Genomic DNA, 21817 nt, shown 5'->3' with positions numbered 1-21817 from the left:
AAAAATTATAAAAAATGAATTTTTATTTGGGAATAGACTTTGGCACGTCAGGTGCAAGAGCGGTGGTTGTTGACGAGCAAGGTTGTATTCAAGCGGAGGGGCGATTTCCCTTTGAGAAGTCAGAAGTATCTGAGTTGGCAAATTCTTGGCAGAAAGCTTTATTTAGCTTGCTTGAGGGAATTCCTCAAGAATTGCGGCGAGAAATAAGAGCAATTGCGATCAACGGTACGTCTTCCACAGTTCTGCTGTGTGATGCTGCGGGGAAACCTGTAGACACACCGCTGCTGTACAACGACGCACGGGGAGCAGTGGTGATAGAGGAATTAAGAAGCATAGCGCCTGCAAATCATACAGTATTAAGTGCTACTTCCAGCCTTACCAAACTTATGTGGATGTCGCAATTGCCATCTTTTGCTCAAGCCAAATATTTCCTGCATCAAGCAGACTGGTTAGCATTTCTGCTGCATGGGCAGTTGGGTATTACTGACTACCACAATGCTTTAAAGCTGGGTTATGACGTGGAAGAATTGAAATACCCGAAATGGCTAGAAAACTTAAAAATAAAAATTCATCTACCTAGAGTAGTAACTCCTGGAACTCCGATTGCAGAATTACGCGCTGAAATTGCAGATCAATTCGAGTTTCGTCGAGATTCTATGGTGTGTGCTGGGACAACTGACAGTATTGCAGCTTTTCTTGCTAGTGGTGCCAAACTCCCTGGTGAAGCAGTGACTTCGCTTGGTTCAACACTCGTGCTGAAGCTGTTGAGTGATACCCGCGTGGAAGATTCGAGGTACGGGATTTATAGCCATCGCTTCGGGGATTTGTGGCTGACTGGCGGTGCTTCCAATACAGGAGGTGCAGTGCTACAGCAATTTTTTACTAAAGCCGAATTAGAAAGCTTGAGTTGTGAAATTGATAGCTCAAAAGTTAGCGAGTTAGATTACTATCCCTTGTTGAAAGCTGGGGAACGCTTTCCGATAAATGACTCAAATTTATTGCCAAGACTGGAACCGCGTCCAACTAGCAACGTAGAATTTTTGCATGGGTTGCTAGAAAGCATTGCTCGGATAGAAGCCAGAGGGTATGAATTATTGCAAGAATTGGGAGCTGAGCGATTAACCCAAGTTTATACTGCTGGTGGTGGTGCGGTGAATCCTACATGGACGGCGATTAGGGAGCGGATTTTGCAAGTTCCTATGGTGCAGTCTGTGAATATGGAAGCGGCTTATGGGACGGCGCTATTGGCGATGAGGGGAGTGGGATAAATGAACCGCACCAGAGCGAATTTGCGGTGTGGATGTTCCTCCCGCAAAGTTCGCGGTGGGCGCAGAGGACGCAGAGGAATAGGGGGAGATGAGGGAGAAGAGGAGGGGGGACAAGGGGATGCTACGGACTTGAATTTCTCTCTGTGTTACATCTAAGAAACAGGTTATTGCGTATTTGGTACAAGTACGCAGTATTCTAGTCCTTTTAGCTTTGCCGCCTTGTCAATTGCGTGGCTAATGTCATCCAGTTTGAAAGCGTGGGTTTGAATTGCGTCTAGCTTAAGCATTCCTGCGGTAATCATCCGCAGAAGTTCCTTCGGTGCCTGCCTTGGGAACATATGTGCTCCTGTAATCGTCAATTCCATGTGCATGATTTTCGGGTAGGATAAGGGAATTTCTGCTTTGACTCCTCCCAGAAAAACCGCTGTTCCGCGTGGGCGAAGGGCGTTGATACAGGCTACCGTTGGTTCTGGGGTACTTACCCCACCTAGAACGTCCAAAACCATATCAGCCCCGCCAGCAGCCTCGCTAATACGTTCAGTGTATTCAGCAGCATTACCTGAAAGGGAAGCGGTAACTACCCGTTTGGGGTCAAGCTGCACCAGTTTTTCGAGAGTCACGCGATCGCGTCCGACGACTACTATCTTGGATACCCCCATCGCCAACGCCACTAGCACTGCTGCTGCTCCCAAGTTACCTGTAGCACCGTTGACAATCAGAGTTTGACCGGGACGCAACTCGCCACGTAAAAAACCACCATAAGGAATTGTCAGATAACCTAAGCAGGCTAATTGATTCAGGTCAATAGTTTCTGTGTCTTCTAGTGGTGTTAAACACTCACCCGGCCATAGGATTTTTTCAGCAGATGTGCCATCCTTCCACAGAGATTGCATCTGAGGCGAAGCTGCTGCCAATCCAGTCCAGCCGATGAGGATACTATCAGGTTGTCCGCCTTGGGTTTGAGACGAGATCAAAGGGTCGCAGAAGACTTTTTGACCAACTTGCAGTCCAAATACATCATCAGCAACTGCTTCCACCACCCCAATGGCACTTGGACCAGGTGTGAAAGGTAGGGGAGGCAGCATATAGCCGAGTTCTCCGGAAAATACCTGCCCTGCAAAAGAAAGTATAGGCGCACGTAACACCCGAACAATTGCACCACCAGATCTAAGAACCGGTTCTGGTACTTCCTCAACTTTTAGCGGCTTTCCAAGTTCGTATAAACGTGCAGCTTTCATGAGATCATTGCTTAAGCTCTAACAAGATTACTGTAAAACTCAATTTATCCAAGTACCAGGAGTGCATTTATCCTGGTATTAATTCTGCTAGGCTAGAGTTTTATGGATGACAAGCAACGACGCAGAGAACTAGGGGACTTTCTCAAGACACGCCGCGCCCGCCTTTCACCCAATAATGTAGGTTTACCGGAAGGTACACGCCGTCGCACGCCTGGATTAAGGCGTGAGGAGTTGGCTGGGCTGGCAAATGTCGGTTTGACTTGGTACACTTGGCTTGAGCAAGGGCGCGACATTCAAGTGTCAGCCCAGGTTATTGAAAGCATTGCACGAGCGCTGCAGCTAAGTCCAGATGAGCGAACGCACTTGTTCGCGTTAGCACGTTGTGAAATACCTGCAGCTCCATATTTATTAGAGGAAACCGTTTCCCCTGCACTGCAAGATATTCTTGATAGTCTCGGAACCAGTCCAGCATTAATTAGAGGACGGCGGTTAGACGTCTTAGCTTGGAATCAGGCGGCGTGTGCAGTATTTTTAGATTACGCCTCGATGCCACCTGATGAACGCAACAGCCTCTGGATCATGTTTACCAATCCAGCCATACGACAGATGCTTGGAGATTGGGAGGGACACGCCCAACGATTGCTGGCTAAATTTCGTGCTATGTGCGATCGCTATGCTGGTGATTATCGGTTCACACAACTAGTAGAGAAGCTGCACGCAGTCAGTCCAGAATTTTGTCAGTGGTGGCAGAAGCATGATGTACAGGGAAGATCTGCAGGTTGCAAAGAATACGAACATCCGGCTGTTGGGCAATTACTGCTGAATCATACGACTTTACAAGTTTCACATAACCCTGAATTGGAGGTAGTAGTATACACGCCGTTACCTGATTCGGATACTTTAAGAAAACTGCAACAGCTACGGGATTTACACAGGTTAGAAAAATTCTTACTTAAGTCCTAATAATTTCAAAGTCGGGTTTGGGAGTTGCCCAAGCATAAAGAAGTTTCACAAATTAATCAACAGCTAAAGATTGGGTAGAGTCAAACTCTGTAACGCCAACAACCCAGCACCTAAAGCCGGTTCATGTCGAGGAAAAATCACTTTTGCAGAAGGAAACATCGTGAGAACAGATGCAGTGAATTTATCATGAATTCTTGATTTTCCTTGCCACACACTTCCAGTGGTGACGACTTCAAAACGTTCATTGTTACTAAAAAGTGCCTCAATAACTGTAGAGGTCGCTTTGATTAACTCTTTCGCCGCGTCATCAATAATTTTTTGAGCAACTTCATCTCCATAAGCTGCTACGTTATCAACAATAGGTGCCAAAGCAGCAATCTCTTTCACACCCCATCCTCTTCGATAAATAACTTCAATTAAATCTTCTATAGTCGCAAGTTCAAGAGACTGTTTGAACGCTTCAACAAGACTTGTTGACATCTCCCGTCCATCATAAGCTTTTAATGCTGCTTGCATACCAGCAACAGCAATTTGATAAGCGCTACCTTCATCTCCTAAAAGATAGCCCCAACCGCCAACTCGTTTTGTCTGTCCATTATGATTTCGCCCAAAAACTATAGAACCAGTACCTGCTGCAACTACAATTCCTACGGGATAACCAACTCCCCCTACTAAAGCAATCAAAGCATCATGACAAATGATAATATTAGATGCAGATAATTTCCAAGTTATAGGAAGCAAGCTGCTATTTTTTAATTCTTGTACTATACCTTTTACGACCTCGATATCTTCTGGACGACCTACACCTGCTAGCCCAATGCAAATGGCTTCAATTTTAATATTATCTGTTAACTTTTGTGCTTCAACGACGGCAGTATAAATTGCAGATTGAATTGACAGTAGTGTTGCTTTTGTACCTATACTTTGATAATTAGATGCTCCTGCTTCACCACGACCAAGTACTTTACCTTTATCATCTATCAATAGACAAACTGTTTTGGATCCGCCGCCATCAATTCCTAGAACGTAACTCATAGAATTTGGAATTTTAAACCGCAGTTTAATGCAGGTTACTTTATATTATATGGCAATACTATTTGAGTTGTGAAAATTATTTTGTGAACGAACCGCCAAGTCGCCAAGGACGCCAAGAAAAGAGAAAAGAGAAAAGATAGAATTTCAGGAATGATTCCGGATTGCTATATCAGCGTTCATCTATATTTCTTGATTTTTGCAATTTATCGCTTAACTTTTTTGACGACTGTTCTCCTCGTCTAAAGGAATAAAAAATAGAGTTATCATACCGGGAATTGTCAGTAAACAGACTAATATAAAGAATAATGGATATCCAACTTTTTCTTGAATATAACCGCTGATTAATCCAGGTAACATCATACCTAATGCCATAATTCCTGTAGATATGGCAAAATGAGAAGTTTTGTATTGACCTTTGGAAATATACATCAGATAAACGCTAAAAGCTGTGAACCCAAAACCATATCCAAGTTGCTCTAAAGAAACTAAAAGATAGACTAATGCAAGTGAGGGTTTGGCATAAGCCATATATACATAAAAGATATCAGGTAAGTTCAAAGCTAAAGCCATAGGAAACAGACTCTTTTTTAATCCATACTTGGAAATCACAAACCCTCCTAAAATACCTCCGACAATTAGGGAAATGACTCCAAAAGTACCGTATACTAAACCGACTTCCGATGTCGATAATCCCAAACCTCCAACTTCTGGTTTATCTAATAAAAATAACGAGGCTAATTTAACAAGCATTGCCTCACCAAATCGGTAAAGCAAGATAAATGCTATAATAGTTATTATTTTATATTGTTGAAAATATGAACCGATAACATTCCAAAAAGGTAGTCTGTTTATTGCTATTTGTGATTGGTGTTGAGAATCCGACTCAGCCGAAGGTAGAATAAGTTGATGGAAAATAAACAGTATTGCCAAAACTAAAGCTGAAAAACCAAGAGCAATAGTCCAGCTTAAAGGAGTATTGTTGAGAGAGAATTCAAGCTGACCAGCTAAAAACACTAAAAATCCTGAGCCGAAGATAACGGCAAGACGATAAAAAAGTGAGCGAACACCAGAAAAAAATGCTTGCTGTGCTGGATTTAGACTTAATAGATAGAAACCATCAGTAGCAATGTCATAAGTTGCGGAAAGAAATGCTCCTATAGTTAACGCTACAAGGGAGATAAAAAAGAAATTTGGTAACTGTAAAGAAAAGGCTATCAAACCCAAACAACAGAACATAGCAAATTGGCTGGCAAGAATCCATGTTCTTTTGGTTGAGTAAGTATCAACGATAGGTGCCCACAACATTTTGATGACCCAAGGGAGATAAAGAAAACTCGTCCATAAGGCAATTTGAGTATTATTTATTCCGAGTTTTTTGTAGAAAATGACAGAAACTGTGTTGATGATGACGTAAGGTACGCCAGAGGTAAAGTATAAGGTAGGGATGAAAGTCCAAGGGGAACGGGACATTGTTGGATTTTTCATGAATAATGAACCGCAGAGGCGCAGAGGACGCAGAGAGAATTAACAAGAGAGTACGATACGTTTAATACCTTCTTTGAGGATAGGGACATTGAAGTTGATGAGAAGGGCGAGGGGATGATTTGTCATTTTAAGGTAAGAAATGACTTGAGCTTCGTGGATAGGAGCTAACTTCTCCACAGCTTTCAATTCAACAATGAGGACATCACTAATGAGAAAATCTAATTCGCCTTCGCCAACCTGATATCCTTTGTAATTCACTGCTACTGGCGGCTTAGACTTGTAAGATATCCCACGCATCTGAAATTCCACCTCTAAAGCCTTGTGATAAACCGACTCCAAAAACCCTGGTCCCAACAGCCGATGCACCTCAATCGCCGCCCCAATCACTCCTCCCGTCAGCTGTCTCATCTCCTCTCCTAACTCTCTTCTCTCTGCGTTCTCTGCGCCTCTGCGGTTCATTTCCTCTTTTCCTCCTTAACCCTGTGGCAAAATTTATAAAAGTCCTTCCACAGTATCCTTTTCCCAGCATGATCGCATCAAACATTAACCTTCCTAGTCTTTACGAACCCTTCTCCACCGAAGCCAAGTGGCAAAAATTCTGGGAAGAAAACCAACTCTACAAAGCTGATCCCAACAAAGGTGGCGAATCTTACTGTATCGTTATCCCGCCGCCCAACGTTACCGGCAGCTTGCACATGGGACACGCTTTTGAGATGTCGCTGATTGACACCCTTGTACGTTATCACCGGATGAAGGGACGTAATACCTTATGGTTACCCGGAACTGACCACGCCAGCATCGCTGTGCAAACAATTCTGGAAAAGCAACTCAAAAAAGAAGGTAAAACTCGCTACGATTTGGGACGCGAGAAATTTCTAGAACGCGCTTGGCAATGGAAGGCGGAATCTGGAGGGGCGATTGTTCATCAATTGCGACGCTTGGGTGTATCGGTGGATTGGTGGCGGGAACGCTTTACGATGGATGAGGGCTTGTCCAAAGCTGTTTTGGAAGCTTTTGTCCGACTTTACGAGGAAGAGTTAATTTATCGTGGCGAGTACTTGGTCAACTGGTGTCCGGCTTCCCAATCTGCAGTGTCGGATGTGGAGGTGGAAAATCAGGAGGTCAATGGAAATCTCTGGCATTTTCGCTATCCTCTTACGGATGGTTCTGGTGATGTTGAGGTGGCGACGACTCGACCAGAAACGATGTTGGGTGATACTGGTGTGGCTGTGAATCCCAATGATGATAGATATAAGCACCTGATTGGGAAAACCGTAACTCTACCAATTATGAATCGGGAAATTCCGATTATTGCCGATGAGTTTGTTGACCCCAGTTTTGGCACAGGTTGTGTGAAGGTGACTCCAGCACATGATCTTAATGACTTTGAAATGGGCAAGCGTCACAATCTGCCGTTGATCAATATTATGAATAAGGACGGCACTTTGAATGAAAATGCTGGTTCGTTTCAAGGACAAGACCGCTTTGTTGCTAGAAACAATGTGGTTTATCGTCTAGAGACTGACGGGTTTTTGGTGAAGGTGGAGGATTATAAGCATACTGTTCCTTATAGCGATCGCGGCAAAGTTCCCATTGAACCCCTCCTCTCGACTCAGTGGTTTGTCAAAATTCGTCCTCTGGCTGATAATGCGCTAGAATTTCTTGACCAAAAGAACTCCCCAGAGTTTGTCCCCCAACGTTGGACAAAGGTGTATCGTGATTGGCTGGTGAAGCTGAAAGATTGGTGTATCTCTCGTCAACTGTGGTGGGGACATCAAATCCCTGCTTGGTATGCGGTGAGTGAAACAGGCGGAGAAATTAGTGACAATACACCGTTTGTTGTGGCGAAGTCTGAGGCAGAAGCACAGGAGAAATTAGTTGCACATTTTGGTGATAATGTCAAGATTGAACAAGATCCAGATGTGTTGGATACCTGGTTTTCTGCCGGACTCTGGCCTTTCTCTACTTTGGGCTGGCCCGAACAAACTCAGGACTTAGCGACTTATTACCCCACCACTACTTTAGTCACAGGTTTTGATATCATCTTTTTCTGGGTTGCCAGAATGACAATGATGGGTGGGCATTTTACAGGACAAATGCCGTTTAAGGATGTTTACATCCACGGGTTGGTATTGGATGAAAATGGCAAGAAGCAGTCTAAGAGTGCTGGTACTGGCATCGATCCGTTGTTGCTGATTGACAAGTACGGTACTGATGCCTTGCGTTATACCTTGATTAAGGAAGTCGCAGGGGCAGGGCAAAATATCCGCTTGGAGTACAATCGCAAAACGGATGAGTCGTCATCGGTGGAAGCATCCCGGAATTTTGCGAACAAGTTGTGGAATGCGGCGCGGTTTGTGATGATGAATTTGGATGGGCAAACGCCGCAACAACTGGGAAAACCAAGCGTCAGTGAGTTAAGTGACTGTTGGATTCTCTCTCGCTACTACCAAGTTGTTAAACAAACTAATAACTATATCGACAACTATGGATTAGGAGAAGCCGCAAAGGGACTTTACGATTTTATCTGGGGCGACTTCTGCGATTGGTATATTGAACTTGTTAAATCTCGTCTCCAGAAGGATTCGGAACCCACTTCTCGTCGGACTGCACAACAAACTCTTGCGTATGTGCTGGAAGGAATTTTGAAATTACTTCATCCTTTCATGCCTCATATTACCGAGGAGATTTGGCAAACTTTCACACAACAAGGTGAGGATTCCAAGCAAAGTTTATCTTTACAATCTTACCCGGAAGCTGAGAGAAACTTAATTGATCCCACTCTGGAGGAACAGTTTGAACTGCTGTTTGGTATCATTCGTACAATCCGTAATTTGCGAGCGGAAGCGGATGTTAAACCGGGGATAAAAGTGACGGTGAATTTGCAAACTGAAAGCGAGAATGAACGCCAAATTTTCACAACCGGACAGTCTTATATTAAAGATTTGGCAAAGGTTGAGAATTTAGTCTTTGCTGGTGAGCAAAATAAAGAAACGTTCGCTGACGTTGTTGGTACTGTACAAGTGCTACTTCCGCTTGCTGGCGTTGCTGATATCAGCGTGCTGCGAGCCAAAATAGAAAAACGCTTGAGCAAGGTAGAAGGAGAAATTAAACCTCTGAGCAATAGGTTAAATAATCCTAACTTTGTGGAACAAGCACGACCAGACGTGGTAGAAGGAGCAAGAAATGCTTTAGCAGAGGCTGAAAAACAAGCAGAAATTTTGCGCGATCGCCTACGTAGGTTAGCATAGTTCCGAGGGATTATTTAATGTTAGTTGTTAGTAGTTACTTATATAAAAGTATTCTTAACTACTAACCACTAGCTATTCAAGAATTTATACTATCTTTATGTATTAAGTGTACAAAAACAAACACAAAATTCTATGCTGTATCTAGCCCAAGTGCATAAAAACGAATTTTTAAATCAGCTTCAGTTGCGATTATTAGCACGTGAGGAAGCTGAAAATATGTGGTCGCTTATTCCAGAAGAAGCTTTGATTCTTTTGGGTAAGGGCAAATTTTTAGCTGAGAACTTACTCGTTTTGGTAGAACTTTCTCCCGCAGGGGATATAGAAAGATTGGAAAATGCCACAAATTGGGTGCTAAATTTGGTGAAAGTTTACCTAAGCACTGGTATTACTCCAGAGTTTTTGCAACAGGAAGCGGATCGAGCAGAAGAGTGGCGACAAAATCTAACGTTGCAAAATCAAGATTTAGCACGTCGTTCATTAGAATTGGAAGCCCGTAGAGAACAAATTCAAGCCTTAGAAGAAAGTTTGAAACGAGATAAAAGTGGCGTTCAAAAAGAAGAGAGTGCTAGTTCTTAGATTTTGGATGACAGCCTCAGCATTTTAGCCACTGGTTAATTCAGTCCAGTAACGTTCATAAACTTCTTCAATTTGCCCTAAAGGAGCTATACGTTCACACTTATTGAGAATTGACTCTGGGGGAAACAAGCTGGAATTATTCTGCACTTTTTTTGGCAATTGCTCAAACGCTGCACGATTGGGTGTAGAAAGATTCAGGCGTTGACTCGTCTTTGCTGCTACTCCTGGTTGTAAAATCCAATTGATCCAAGCATAAGCCCCTTCTACATTTGGGGCTGTTTTAGGAATAACTATAGTATCTGTCCATAGTGAGGTACCACTTTTGGGAATCACATATTTTAGTTTCGGGTTTTCTTTAGAGAGTTTCACAGCATCTGATGAGACACACATTGCTAATAATAAATCTCCTGCCAAAATTTGATTGCGCCAAGCATCTGTTGTGAAGGCTGCAACTGATGGTTTTAGAACCTTCAACTTTTCATATGCTTGTTTAATTTCCTTTTCGTCTTTTGAGTTGTAAGAGTAACCCAGCATCCGCAGAGTTCCACCCATGACTTCTCGGATATCATTTAGCAACGTCATTCGCTTAGATAATTGTTCTTGATTTTGCCAAAGATAGTCCCAATCTTCTGGCGGATTTTTTAGCTTTTCCGAATTATAAATAAAACCTGTTGTTCCCCAATTAAAAGGTATACTATGGCGGTTATTGGGATCGTAAGTAGGGTTTTGAAACCGGGGAAAGAAATTATCTAAACCAATTAAGCGCTGATGATTTAATTCTGTGAGTAACCCTAAGTTGACCATTTTTCGCACCATGTAGTCACTTGGATTAATGACACTATAAGCACCTCCACCCCCAGCTTGCAGCTTACTTAACATAGTTTCATTGGAGTCAAACACATCCGCCTGTGGCTTGATTCCTGTTTGGGCGTTAAAGGTTTTGAATAATTCTTCATCTGTATATATATCCCAAGTATAAACAAAAAGTTGGTCGCTAGAACCTTTCGTTGCAGAATAAGCTCGCACATCACCGAGTCTCCAGCCACAACTCGCTAAAGATAAGCTAGAAACTGCTGCTATGCTTTTTAAAAATTTCCGTCTGTTAGTCATGACTTTTAAGTTTTAACTAAAGCCAAACAATCAGTCTCACCCCACCAAGCATAAATAGGAGTTTCACGATTTGGCAAATTACCAAAAGTATTGGGCTGTAAAACGGTCATGCGTACACCGTTTGTCAATTGCACAATATAATTAACGTGGGTTCCGAGATACATGATGTTGACGAGCCGTCCTTCAAAGCAGTTCGTTTGCAAACTGGGTTTATAAAGCGAAAGCTGAATTTTTTCTGGACGTACGCTGACGACGACCGCTTGGGATATTTCAGTTGGTGTGTCATGCTGACGAGCAACTACAATTGAGAATCCGGTTTTTGTAAAAATTATGACAGTTGAAGCATCTACACCTGCTATCTCACCTTCAAATAAATTAGTATTACCAATAAAATCAGCGACAAAGCTTGTGCGTGGTTGTTCGTAGATTTGACCTGGGGTGCCTATTTGTTCAATTTTGCCTTGATTCATCACAGCAATCCGATCCGACAAGGATAATGCTTCTTCCTGGTCGTGAGTCACCATAATAAAGGTCAGCCCTAGTTGTTGATGTAAATTTGAAAGTTCAACCTGCATTTCCTTACGCAATTTTAAGTCTAGCGCCCCAAGAGGTTCATCTAGTAGCAAGACTGCGGGTCGATTCACAAGTGCCCGTGCTAATGCGACTCTTTGCTGTTGACCACCAGACAGTTGACTGGGAAAGCGCGATCGCAACCCTTCCATTTTCACCAGTTCCAAAGCTTCTTTAACTCTGCTTTGAATTTCCGTCCTGTGTATTTTTTTTAACTGTAGTCCAAACGCGACATTATCCCAAACATTTAAGTGATTAAACAAAGCATAGCTTTGAAAGACTGTGTTGACAGGTCGGCGATAAGGGGGAACGCTTGTCATGGACTGACCTTGAATCAATACCTTACCAGCATCGGCTGTTTCAAACCCTGCAATTAAGCGTAGGGTAGTTGTTTTGCCACACCCAGAAGGACCTAGAATACTGAAGAATTCTCCGTGTCTGACGCCTAAGTCTACCCCGTGTACTGCTGGATCTTGGTTAAAAAATTTGAAAACGTTATGCAGTTCAACATCCAACGACTCAATAGCCGTCCTCCCAGCCTGATTCTGCGTCAAATGTTGAGCCATAATCCACCAGTTAGATCCTATTATCTTCAGTTTTTTTGTCTATTAATATAGTCGATTCGGCAAACCACAGGTTACACTTTGGTTGATTCGACTCTCCAAGAAGAATTTACAAAAAATATGCTGTTCCGGTTATCTTAACGCGGAATACAGAAAAGAATTTCACCTAACTTTATACCAATAAAAATTATTTTGGAATTGGATATTTTTCTATGTCTACAGTAAAGTCCCGTCCTAGCAGCAAAAATAGAGAAGTACGTACAGTCGGACAAGGTTTGCAGCCTATATTTTTTATTGTATTTACCTTGTTGATGATCACTGGTATCAATATTCGCTTAGGATATTTGCAAATTCTTCAAGGACATAAATTCAAGGAACGAGCACAGGCAAACCGGGTTAGGACAATTTCAAAACAACCAGAACGAGGTAATATTTTTGACCGCAATGGAAAACTGTTAGCGACAACTCGCTATCCGCGTTCTGTATACTTGTGGCCAATGGCACACACTAAGCCATCCTGGTCAGTCGTCGCTCCGCGTCTTGAGAAAATTCTTAATATACCCCAAGAGGAGATAGAAAAGAAGTTAGACGAGGCTGGTGCTAGCGCCACTAATTTAGTACGGATTGCTCGCGACCTCAGCGACGCAGAAATCACTGCATTGAAGGAGTATGAAAACGAACTACCAGATGTTCAAATTAATACAGAAGCCGTACGCTACTACCCGCATGGCAAGGAGTTAGCTCATATACTCGGTTATACTAGGGAGTTAACGCCCGAACAGTTGAAAAAAAAGAAATCAGAAGGCTACCGGTTGCAAGATGTGATTGGTCAGATGGGGGTAGAAAAAGCGTATGAACAAGTGTTGCGGGGTGAATGGGGTGGTCAGCAAGTAGAAGTAGATAGTAAAGGTCGCCCAATTCGAGTCTTAGGAGAAAAACAAGCAAAAGCAGGTAATGATATTCACCTGACAGTAGATTTAGATGTACAAAAGGCAGCCCAAAAAGCTTTGACATTACCTAGGGGTGCAGTTGTCGCATTAGACCCCAATAACGGTGCAGTTTTGGCAATGGTGTCTCATCCTAATTTTGACCCGAATATCTTCTCGAAGCAAAGACTTTCCCAGAAGGACTGGCAAACTCTACAAGGTAGTGAACATCCCCTAGTTAATCGCGCCTTGAGTGCTTTTCCACCTGCGAGTACTTTCAAAATCATTACCACAACTGCGGGGTTGGAATCAGGTAAATTTTCTCCCAGCACAGTGCTGCAAACTTACGGTTCTCTGACTGTTGGGGGAGTTACCTTTGGTGAGTGGAACCACGCGGGATTTGGTCCATTGGGATTTCCGCGTGCTATGGCTATGAGTAGCGATACATTTTTCTACCAAGTTGGTCGCAGAGTCGGTGGTCCAACCTTGATTGAATGGACTCGCAAGTATGGATTTGGTCAAAAAACCGGCTTTGAGTTTTCAAATGAAGAATCAAAAGGTAATGTTCCAGATGATGCTTGGAAGCGAAAAGTGTGGAAGATGCCTTGGACTGTAGGCGACACTATCAATATGTCCATCGGTCAAGGTGCTTTGCAAGTCACTCCACTGCAAGCTGCGATCATGTTCGCAGTTCCTGCTAACGGTGGTTATAGAGTGAAACCACACTTGCTCAAAGACCATGAAGAAGCAAAGAACTGGCGGGAATCTCTGAATATGAAACCAAGTACTATCAAAGTTCTCCGCGAAGGATTGCGCAAAGTAGTCACAGAAGGTACCGGAACACGATTAAACCTACCATCAATTGCCCCTGCTGCGGGTAAGAGTGGTACTGCTGAAGCTGGTATTAATCGCCCAAATCATACTTGGTTTGGAGCATACGCCCCAGCAGATAAGCCAGAGATAGTCGTTGTAGCGTTTGGTGAAAACTCTGGTGGACACGGTGGTACCGACTGCGGGCCAATTGTCTTACAGGTCTTGCAAGAGTATTTTCAGAAGAAGCATCCAGGTAAGTATCAAAAATCTGAGTCTGAAGAATCAAAAGTGAAAACTAGAAACTCAAGAGATAGATCTGGAGATTAACAACAAAGAACGCAGAACACAGTTCTCATAAGCACGTTTGTACTCAATGACCTTACCCCTCGGCTTAACAAGGGGTGAGGTTTTTCGTTTTTTACAAGACTTACCCAACACGCATGCGGCGATCGCCCCCAGCACTTGGCGAGCGTTTTCAGCCAAATTTTCACCAGAATCCCTAATTTTCTCTGAATAACGCTCATTAGACCAATGCGCAAAAGTGAGATTTTTGATGGTTCTGTTAAGGGTTAAGCGTTCCCAACTTCTCCAAAAAGTCTATTGATGTATTTCCTCATGCAAAATACTGACAACAATTTGGTTTATTCTATATAACAAAAACCAAATCACAAATACTCCACTACCGGGGTTGTTTTTCTTGTAGTCCCAGGTAGAAATTTGGTGTGAAATTTGGCGCGATCGTATACAGTTCATGCGATTCTCGGAATCGCTATTTGTGACATGAGGCTACTGCAACAACCTCAATTAGCGAGCAAAAAAGAGACACGTACTGTAGGACGGGGTTTCCAGCCGTTGTTCTTCATCATATTTACCTTATTGATGACAGCTGGTATTGGTGCTCGTCTAGTATATTTGCAAATTGCGGAAGGTCCAAATTATCGCAAGCGAGCTGAGGCAAACAGGATTAGGATGATTCCCAAACAACCGGAACGGGGTAATATTTTTGACCGTAATGGCAAGCTACTAGCAACAACTCGCTATCCGCGTTCTGTCTACCTGTGGCCAATGGCACACACCAAGCCTTCCTGGTCAATCGTCGGTCCGCGTCTGTCCACAATTCTCAACATTACTGTAGAAGAGATAGAAAAGAAATTAGACGACGCTGGTTCTAACTCTTCTTTAGTGCGGATTGCTCGTGACTTGAACGAAGCGGAAATTACGGTATTGAAGGAGTACGCTAATGAACTCAAAGACGTAGAAGTTCATACAGAAGCTGTACGCTACTACCCACAGGGTGACAAGTTAGCTCACGTGCTGGGTTATACTAGAGAATTGACACCCGAACAGTTGAAACGAAAGAAACAAGAAGGTTATCGCTCAGGAGATATGATTGGTCAAATGGGGGTAGAAAAGGCGTATGAACAACTACTGCGGGGTGAATGGGGTGGTCAGCAAGTAGAAGTAGATGGTAAAGGTCGCCCAATTCGAGTGTTAGGAGAGAAACAGGCAAAAGCAGGTAGTGACGTTCACTTAACTATAGATTTGAATGTGCAAAAAGCTGCTGAAAAAGCTTTAACCGGACGTAACGGCGTTATTATTGCACTAAACCCCAATAACGGGGCTGTTTTAGCAATGGTGTCTCATCCCACCTTTGACCCGAATCTTTTTTCCAAGCGAAGACTTTCTAAAAAAGATTGGGAAAGTATACAAGGCGAAAACCATCCCTTGCTGAATCGTGCTGTTAGTAGCGCCTTTCCACCCGCCAGTACTTTCAAAATAGTCACTACGACAGCAGGGCTGGAATCCGGCAAATTTTCTCCCGATACAGTACTACCAACTTATGGTTCCTTGACTGTTGGTGGAGTCACGTTTGGAGAATGGAACCATGCTGGATTTGGTCCATTGGGATTTACAAGAGCTTTAGCAATGAGTAGCGATACTTTCTTTTACCAAATCGGTAGAGGAGTAGGTGGTCCTACCTTAATTGAATGGACTCGCAAATACGGATTTGGTGAAAAAACTGGCATTGAGTTCATCACTGAAGAAACGAAAGGTCATATTCCAGATGAAGCCTGGAAGCAGAGAACGTGGAAAATTCCTTGGACTGTGGGAGATAGCATTAATATGTCCATAGGTCAAGGAGCTTTGCAAAGCACACCACTGCAAGTTTCTGTTATGTTCTGTGTCCCAGCCAATGGCGGTTATAAAGTGAAACCACACTTGCTCAAAGATCATGAAGAAGCAAAAAACTGGCGAGAATCTCTGAATATGAAGCCAAGTACCGTCAACACTCTACGTGATGGACTGCGGAAGGTGATAGCTGAGGGTACGGGTAAAGCTCTTAATGTGTCAACAATTCCTCCAACATCCGGTAAAAGTGGTACGGCTGAAGCATGGAAAAATCATGTGAAAGCAAACCATGCATGGTTTGGAGCATATGCCCCGGCTGAAAAGCCAGAAATTGTGGTGTTGGCATTTGCTGAACACTCTGGCGGTGGTGGCGGTAGTGTTGCTGCGCCAATGGTGTTACAGGTGATGCAGGAATATTTTCAACAGAAAACGGCTGGAATCTCCGTCTCTTCTAGGGCAGACAAGGTAGAGGGCAGGCGTTTTAGTCATTAGTGAGCCAGCGCGGACGCCACATGCCTACGGAGGGAGACCCTCCTGCAGCAGTGGCTCGTCTTGGGGAGCTACTGCGTTGCAATAATGCTCGCTTAAGGCAAATGGGAGGTGAAATCAAGAAAAAACTGTTCGCCTTTTATTTACGAGAACAAGTCATCCCATCTCAAACCATAACGAGCGCAATTATAAGTACCTCTTGTGTTAAGCAACGACAACGAATACTTTCCACACATGTAGTTGTAGCTTTGGTAATCGCCATGAGTTTCTGGTCATCCGACTCTGTTGTATCGGTATTTAAAAATCTGATTCATGGCTTGGCATGTCTACGTATCAAGGATTTGATACGTTTTCAAACACCAACTTCTTCATCAATTACCGAAGCAGGGCAGCGGACCGGAGCATTTGTAATGACTCGTTTGTTTGAGATGGTCAACAAACCATTTTTTATTGGTGCAAAATGTGAACCTCCGACTAGCGCCGCAACGTGCTAGCAACAAATTAAAGAAGCACATTTTTCTTCACTTTCTGAAAACCATGCTATATAAGTGTTATAAAATGTGCTTCTTAAGAGTAACCTGATTTGAGCCTGTAGATATTTGTTTTAAACTTTACTATCTAGTGCAGAATACTTCTTTTATGTCAATTTTTTCGCTCGTACTGCCTATCTAGCTTTTCGCAATGCTTAGCGGCACAAACATCTACACAAGAGTATTTTTAGAACTATTGGATTTAAATAGTAATGCTTGAAAAGCGCTTTGACCTAATCAAAAACAATTTTGGCTTGAAGATTGCACTGACATTAGCAGCATCTTTTTTCATCTTAATGCTAGTTTTTTGCCTTCATCGCTTCTACACTTTCTACGCATCTTACGACCAAGGTCTTTTCGACCAGTTATTTTGGAACACTATACATGGACGTATCTTTCAAGGTTCTCTCTCTTCTGGTCAATCCAGTGCTTATACCCAAGATGGTCAAATACAGACAGTGTTCTACTGCCATTTAGGACAACACTTTGTCATTGATTTCTTGCTATGGATGCCCATATATGCATTGTTTCCCACTGGCGCGACTCTTGTTGTTTTACAAGTTAGTTTGATAACTGCTGCGGGGTTAGTCTTGTATGCTCTATGTCGCCACTATTTACCTCTTTCTATAGCTATTTTAATCACTACCAGTTTTTATGGAGCTAATGCTGTAATTGGACCAAATTTAGCCAATTTTTACGAGCATTGTCAGATTCCTTTGTTTGTTTTCTCTTTACTTTTGGCTTTAGAAAAACGTAAATGGTGGCTTTTTTGGCTCTTCCTAATTTTGATATTAGGAATACGGGAAGAAGCAGGAATAATTACATTTGGTATTGGTCTTTATCTATTTTTAAGTCGTCGCTATCCGCGCTTAGGTCTAGCTGTATGTTTAATTAGCTTCAGCTATGTCACAATCGTGACAAATGTAATTATGCCCTTGTTTTCTAATGATAATTCGCGACTTTACTTAACTACTCGTTTTGATCAATATGTTCCAGGAAATAATAGCCCCAGTACTTTACAGCTTCTATGGGGAATTATTACCCATCCTAAAGAACTGATACAGAGTTTGTTGACTCCGTTTGACAAGCGAGTAAAGTATTTTCTCGGTCAGTGGCTACCGTTAGCTTTTATACCTGCTATCTCACCATCAGCTTGGATAGTTGCAGGTCCTCCATTACTAGTGTTGTTGATGCAAGATGGTCAATCTGCTCTTGCTATGAGTATTCGCTATGCCTTAACTGTAGTTCCAGGTTTATTCTACGGCACAATTTTGTGGTGGTCTCAACATCAAGAGCGATTTCAACCAAGTTTTCGTCGCTGGTGGATCAGATTTATTATCCTATCTATTTTCTTCACAATTACATCTAATCCTAACCGTGCTTTTTACTTTTTAATTCCAGAATCTATTCATCCTTGGGTTTATGTTCCTCTAACTCGTCAGTGGGAACATGTCGGACATATCCGCTCATTAATGCAGTACATCAAGAGCGATGCTAGCGTTTCTGCAACTACTTATCTGCTTCCACATTTGGCAACTCGTCGGGGAATTATTCGTTTGCCAGCTATACAGTTACGACTCGATTCGGGAGAGGTTATAGACGTTGATTTCGCCTTAGCAGATTTGTGGCAACTGCAACAATATCAACCAGCCTTCAAGGGCGATCGCCAGCAACTGCAAGATTTTATAGCTTTTATTGACCAACTTTTGGCTCAAGGCAAGTATGGACTTGTGGATGTGCAAGATGGAGTTGTTTTGCTGCAAAAGAAAGTTGCTTCTCAACCTCAAGCAATAACGCGTTGGTTGGAGTGGAAAACACAAATCCAAAAAGTTTAGCAATATTCAGAAATTTTCTTCTAGCAATCCTATTTGATTTGTGAAAATCGCACATCCCAGATTCCCGACTTTTTAAAGAAGTCGGGAATCTTGTTGTTCACCTAATCGCAAGCACCCCTGCGCGGTTTTCCTTGGGAGCATCGGGAAGAGTGCAGCTACGCCCGTCAGGATGAGGCGATGATGGGCGCGTTGTCAAAATTTATTTTGTAGGCAGAAAAGTCAATCGAGCGAACAAATGCCTCATCTGTTTACTCCCTCATCTCCCCCCACTCCCCGACTCTTCCTGTTGTGAGATCTGAGCAGGTTTCAAATTTCTGGCTTTGTAGAAAGTTTCCAAGCTGTCGCGATCGCCCACAAAACGCCAGTGCCAAGGTTCATAACTCACACCTTGAGCATTGTTGTTAGGAAAGGATATTTCAAAGCTGAAACGTGCTGCATTCGCTTGTAGCCATTGATAAGCCTTAGTTTTTTCAAAGTTGGTAGTGAGATTTGTTGCTGGTACTGTGCCATCCCCAACATCTAAAGCATAACCTGTGTGATGTTCGCTATGACCAGGGGGGGCGCTGACAGCAGCCCGTTGCGCTGGCGTCTGATTCCGCTGGGCACCAACGGTAAAAAACAACTGTTCTTGCTCTTTTATAGAGCGAAAAGCAGAAACAGGTACTAATGCCACACCTGCATTCCGTGCGGCTGCTGCCATTTCTATAAACTTTTGCGCGGCTGCTTTTCGCATTCTCAGACGTCTATCACTAGAGATCGGTTGTAGTTCAGACTCAGGCGCTTCTGAGTAAGGAAAATGACCTAAAACTGTATTATCTTTTGAGGTGGCGGAATTACCCGATTTTGACGGAGTTGCGGGAGTTGAACTCGCAGGGGAAGGTTGAGAATCTTTCGTCTTTTTTGGTGTGACAACGAAAAATAAAAAACCGCTCGCAACGGCTATCAACAGAACTCCTACCACTCCACCAATGATCAAATACAACGGGCGAATGCTGACCTTTTTGGGTGCTGCATCAGGAGTATCACGCAAAGCTTCCGGAATATCTGGGCCGGAACTAGATGGTTTGTTTTGCGGTTTCTCGGAAAACCCAGCATTATCCAAAGCTCAACTCCTGCGTTTGCTCAATATCATAACAAATTGTAAACTGGAGAAAAGGGAACGCAATAGGTAAAATGTTGCATCTACATCTATAGGTTTAATTTTGACAAACCTCCTAGAACTCTATCTCAAATTAGTGTTCCTAGTCCTAGTAGGATACATTTTAGGACGCAGGCTGTCTACGACAGTTCCAAAGCGTTTGGGACAGTTCCTTTTTTGGATAGGAGTGCCGATAGGTATTATCGTTTTTCTACGCAAAGCTGACTTATCAGGACAAATTTGGATTGCACCAGCGATAGCCTACTGTGCCATTTTACTAGGAGCACTTTTCGCTCTTGCAGCAATTAAAGGACAGGCTTATCTCACAAATACCGCTCCCCGAAAATCGACTCAAGGGAGTTTTATCTTAGCGGCGATGGTGGGTAACACAGGATATCTTGGGTATCCTGTTACCTTGTCACTTGTTGGCACACAATACTTTGCTTGGGCGTTGTTTTATGATTTGCTGGGGACAACATTGGGAGCTTATGGACTCGGTGTTGCCTTGGCAGCTCGTTTTGGTGGTGGTATTCATAGTCATTTGCAGGTTCTTAAAGCAATTGCTATCAATCCCGCTCTATGGAGTTTTGGGTTTGGCTTGCTGTTTCGGGAAGTCAAAATCCCTGCACCCGTTGAATTTTGGCTAGACTTAGTTGCTTGGAGTATGGTAGCTCTATCTCTAATCTTGATTGGGATGCGATTAAGCAAACTGACTTCGTGGCACAGTTTACCAAGGGCAAGCATCAGCATCGCAATCAAAATGCTACTCGTCCCCCTGATTTTAGGTAGTATACTACCATTTTTTGGTTTAACTGGGACAATTGCACGGGCGATTGTTCTGCAAATGGCTATGCCGCCAGCTTTTGCTACGCTGGTGATTGCCGAAACTTTTGATCTCGACCGCGACCTTGCTGTGACTGCATTGGCTATGGGTTCTATGATGTTGCTACTGACTCTGCCAATTTGGTTGTGGCTGTTTTGATTTTAGGAAATTTCTCCGCACGCAACATTACTAAACAAAATGTCGTCAATAAATGTGCTGTGTTTAGGTGCAAACAGCTAAACCAAAGTTGGTAATTCTTGCATTCACAGTTGCAGTCCAAAGTGGTTGTTATCGTAAATTAGGGGTAGAAATCACCAACTCAAAATATATTTCATTTTAAATTTTGAATTTTGAATTGTTATCATGCGTCAGCTTATAAGTACTCTTTCATTGGTCGGACTACTGCAATTAGTTCCTAACATAGTTTTTGCCCAAGAAAAACCCAGCACTGAAAAAACATCCAACCCAAGTGCACAGGTAGTTGCTGCCAAAGTGATGACGAACTACCCGGATGGACAGTTCTATCCAGAACGTTTGTTAAGTCGGGCAGAATTAGCCTCTATTATGGTGAAAGCTTTTCATCTGGAGAAACGACAAGCTGTTACCAAAGAGAATGTAAAAGTGACAGATGTCGCTTCTTCCAATCCAGCATTTAATGACATTCAGATAGTCTTAAAAACTGATATTATGAAAGGCTATCGCGGCAATCTTTTTTTTCCAAATCAAAGAATAACTAGGGCTGAAGCTTTGGCGATTTTTGCTCAGGCATATGGAGTCTTTCAGTTTCCAGACCAAACTGTAAATGAAATACTTTCCCAATATCCAGATGCCGGTTCTATTCCTGCTTGGGCAAAAAAGGCGATTGCCCAAAGGGCAGACGCCAGAGGCGTATCGCCACAGCAGCAACTGAAGGATTTATCAATACAGATACACAAGGCAATCTTTCACCCTCTCAACCCATGACTCGTGGGGATATGGCTTATATTTTGAGTAAATATTTGCAAAGACAACAGCCACAAGCCGAAACACCAGAAGTCCCAGGTGGTAATAATAGCCCAGAATCTTCTCGCTGAA

Annotated in this window: 17 protein-coding genes and 1 pseudogene; 11 read left to right on the top strand and 7 right to left on the bottom strand. The window is 43.0% G+C overall.

Annotated elements, in window-relative coordinates:
* Nucleotides 1–14 precede the first annotated feature (14 nt).
* Nucleotides 15–1268, top strand: a complete 1254-nt coding sequence (locus DP114_RS28600; protein WP_171977740.1) for an FGGY-family carbohydrate kinase — start codon at nt 15–17, stop codon at nt 1266–1268.
* A 164-nt stretch (nt 1269–1432) separates the two neighbouring features.
* Here the strand turns inward: DP114_RS28600 and DP114_RS28595 are convergent, their stop codons facing one another.
* Nucleotides 1433–2506, bottom strand: coding sequence for a quinone oxidoreductase family protein (locus tag DP114_RS28595; RefSeq protein ID WP_169267179.1), 1074 nt, complete (start codon nt 2504–2506; stop codon nt 1433–1435).
* 102 nt (nt 2507–2608) lie between these two features.
* On the opposite strand from DP114_RS28595, the gene DP114_RS28590 reads away from it, so the two are divergent.
* A complete protein-coding gene (locus tag DP114_RS28590) occupies nt 2609–3469 on the top strand; it encodes a helix-turn-helix transcriptional regulator (protein WP_171977739.1) in 861 nt (286 codons plus the stop codon).
* A gap of 63 nt (nt 3470–3532) precedes the next feature.
* Here the strand turns inward: DP114_RS28590 and DP114_RS28585 are convergent, their stop codons facing one another.
* The 3 genes from DP114_RS28585 to DP114_RS28575 all read right to left on the bottom strand — a co-directional run bounded on the left by DP114_RS28585 (nt 3533) and on the right by DP114_RS28575 (nt 6448).
* Entirely contained in the window at nt 3533–4504 is a 972-nt protein-coding gene (locus tag DP114_RS28585; protein WP_171977738.1) for an N-acetylglucosamine kinase, read from the bottom strand.
* 210 nt (nt 4505–4714) lie between these two features.
* Nucleotides 4715–5989 carry an MFS transporter gene (locus DP114_RS28580; protein ID WP_171977737.1) on the bottom strand — a complete coding sequence of 425 codons (1275 nt, stop codon included), beginning with the start codon at nt 5987–5989 and terminating at the stop codon, nt 4715–4717.
* Nucleotides 5990–6028: 39 nt separating this feature from the next.
* Entirely contained in the window at nt 6029–6448 is a 420-nt protein-coding gene (locus tag DP114_RS28575; RefSeq protein ID WP_169267175.1) for a GxxExxY protein, read from the bottom strand.
* A gap of 68 nt (nt 6449–6516) precedes the next feature.
* On the opposite strand from DP114_RS28575, the gene DP114_RS28570 reads away from it, so the two are divergent.
* A complete protein-coding gene (locus tag DP114_RS28570) occupies nt 6517–9240 on the top strand; it encodes a valine--tRNA ligase (protein ID WP_171978331.1) in 2724 nt (907 codons plus the stop codon).
* Between the two features lie 132 nt (nt 9241–9372).
* A complete protein-coding gene (locus DP114_RS28565; protein WP_169267174.1) occupies nt 9373–9816 on the top strand; it encodes a hypothetical protein in 444 nt (147 codons plus the stop codon).
* A gap of 24 nt (nt 9817–9840) precedes the next feature.
* Here DP114_RS28565 and DP114_RS28560 read toward each other — a convergent pair whose 3' ends face one another.
* Nucleotides 9841–10926, bottom strand: coding sequence for an ABC transporter substrate-binding protein (locus tag DP114_RS28560; protein WP_171977736.1), 1086 nt, complete (start codon nt 10924–10926; stop codon nt 9841–9843).
* A 5-nt stretch (nt 10927–10931) separates the two neighbouring features.
* A complete protein-coding gene (locus tag DP114_RS28555) occupies nt 10932–12062 on the bottom strand; it encodes an ABC transporter ATP-binding protein (RefSeq protein ID WP_171977735.1) in 1131 nt (376 codons plus the stop codon).
* Nucleotides 12063–12271: 209 nt separating this feature from the next.
* Here DP114_RS28555 and mrdA (DP114_RS28550) point away from each other — a divergent pair, with 209 nt between their 5' ends.
* The 5 genes from mrdA (DP114_RS28550) to DP114_RS28535 all read left to right on the top strand — a co-directional run bounded on the left by mrdA (DP114_RS28550) (nt 12272) and on the right by DP114_RS28535 (nt 18782).
* Nucleotides 12272–14125 (top strand): penicillin-binding protein 2, encoded by a 1854-nt coding sequence (mrdA, locus tag DP114_RS28550; protein WP_171977734.1) that lies wholly within the window; start codon nt 12272–12274, stop codon nt 14123–14125.
* 46 nt (nt 14126–14171) lie between these two features.
* Complete coding sequence (locus DP114_RS34555; protein ID WP_171977733.1) at nt 14172–14315, top strand: hypothetical protein; 144 nt, start codon at nt 14172–14174, stop codon at nt 14313–14315.
* Nucleotides 14316–14578: 263 nt separating this feature from the next.
* On the top strand, nt 14579–16420 hold the full coding sequence (gene mrdA / locus DP114_RS28545) for a penicillin-binding protein 2 (protein WP_171978330.1): 1842 nt from the start codon (nt 14579–14581) through the stop codon (nt 16418–16420).
* Between the two features lie 20 nt (nt 16421–16440).
* Entirely contained in the window at nt 16441–16911 is a 471-nt protein-coding gene (locus DP114_RS35450) for a transposase domain-containing protein (RefSeq protein ID WP_246162858.1), read from the top strand.
* A 248-nt stretch (nt 16912–17159) separates the two neighbouring features.
* Nucleotides 17160–18782 carry a DUF2079 domain-containing protein gene (locus DP114_RS28535; RefSeq protein WP_169267170.1) on the top strand — a complete coding sequence of 541 codons (1623 nt, stop codon included), beginning with the start codon at nt 17160–17162 and terminating at the stop codon, nt 18780–18782.
* 256 nt (nt 18783–19038) lie between these two features.
* On the opposite strand, the gene DP114_RS28530 is transcribed toward DP114_RS28535, so the two are convergent.
* Entirely contained in the window at nt 19039–19884 is an 846-nt protein-coding gene (locus tag DP114_RS28530; RefSeq protein ID WP_171977732.1) for a M15 family metallopeptidase, read from the bottom strand.
* Nucleotides 19885–19984: 100 nt separating this feature from the next.
* Here DP114_RS28530 and DP114_RS28525 point away from each other — a divergent pair, with 100 nt between their 5' ends.
* Together DP114_RS28525 and DP114_RS28520 are read left to right on the top strand one after the other, a co-directional pair.
* A complete protein-coding gene (locus DP114_RS28525) occupies nt 19985–20902 on the top strand; it encodes an AEC family transporter (RefSeq protein WP_171977731.1) in 918 nt (305 codons plus the stop codon).
* Nucleotides 20903–21106: 204 nt separating this feature from the next.
* Nucleotides 21107–21816: pseudogene (locus tag DP114_RS28520) on the top strand (S-layer homology domain-containing protein).
* Nucleotide 21817: the final 1 nt, after the last annotated feature.

This window comes from Brasilonema sennae CENA114, from assembly GCF_006968745.1.
Classification (GTDB): domain Bacteria; phylum Cyanobacteriota; class Cyanobacteriia; order Cyanobacteriales; family Nostocaceae; genus Brasilonema; species Brasilonema sennae.
Note: the sequence above shows the minus strand (reverse complement) of the source record. Positions and strands in the feature narration are given on the sequence as shown.

Coding starts and splice junctions, on each gene's coding strand:
- DP114_RS28600 (WP_171977740.1), top strand. CDS start 15: ATGAATTTTTATTTGGGAATAGACTTTGGCACGTCAGGTGCAAGAGCG.
- DP114_RS28595 (WP_169267179.1), bottom strand. CDS start 2,506: ATGAAAGCTGCACGTTTATACGAACTTGGAAAGCCGCTAAAAGTTGAG.
- DP114_RS28590 (WP_171977739.1), top strand. CDS start 2,609: ATGGATGACAAGCAACGACGCAGAGAACTAGGGGACTTTCTCAAGACA.
- DP114_RS28585 (WP_171977738.1), bottom strand. CDS start 4,504: ATGAGTTACGTTCTAGGAATTGATGGCGGCGGATCCAAAACAGTTTGT.
- DP114_RS28580 (WP_171977737.1), bottom strand. CDS start 5,989: ATGAAAAATCCAACAATGTCCCGTTCCCCTTGGACTTTCATCCCTACC.
- DP114_RS28575 (WP_169267175.1), bottom strand. CDS start 6,448: ATGAACCGCAGAGGCGCAGAGAACGCAGAGAGAAGAGAGTTAGGAGAG.
- DP114_RS28570 (WP_171978331.1), top strand. CDS start 6,517: ATGATCGCATCAAACATTAACCTTCCTAGTCTTTACGAACCCTTCTCC.
- DP114_RS28565 (WP_169267174.1), top strand. CDS start 9,373: ATGCTGTATCTAGCCCAAGTGCATAAAAACGAATTTTTAAATCAGCTT.
- DP114_RS28560 (WP_171977736.1), bottom strand. CDS start 10,926: ATGACTAACAGACGGAAATTTTTAAAAAGCATAGCAGCAGTTTCTAGC.
- DP114_RS28555 (WP_171977735.1), bottom strand. CDS start 12,062: ATGGCTCAACATTTGACGCAGAATCAGGCTGGGAGGACGGCTATTGAG.
- mrdA (WP_171977734.1), top strand. CDS start 12,272: ATGTCTACAGTAAAGTCCCGTCCTAGCAGCAAAAATAGAGAAGTACGT.
- DP114_RS34555 (WP_171977733.1), top strand. CDS start 14,172: ATGACCTTACCCCTCGGCTTAACAAGGGGTGAGGTTTTTCGTTTTTTA.
- mrdA (WP_171978330.1), top strand. CDS start 14,579: ATGAGGCTACTGCAACAACCTCAATTAGCGAGCAAAAAAGAGACACGT.
- DP114_RS35450 (WP_246162858.1), top strand. CDS start 16,441: ATGCCTACGGAGGGAGACCCTCCTGCAGCAGTGGCTCGTCTTGGGGAG.
- DP114_RS28535 (WP_169267170.1), top strand. CDS start 17,160: ATGCTTGAAAAGCGCTTTGACCTAATCAAAAACAATTTTGGCTTGAAG.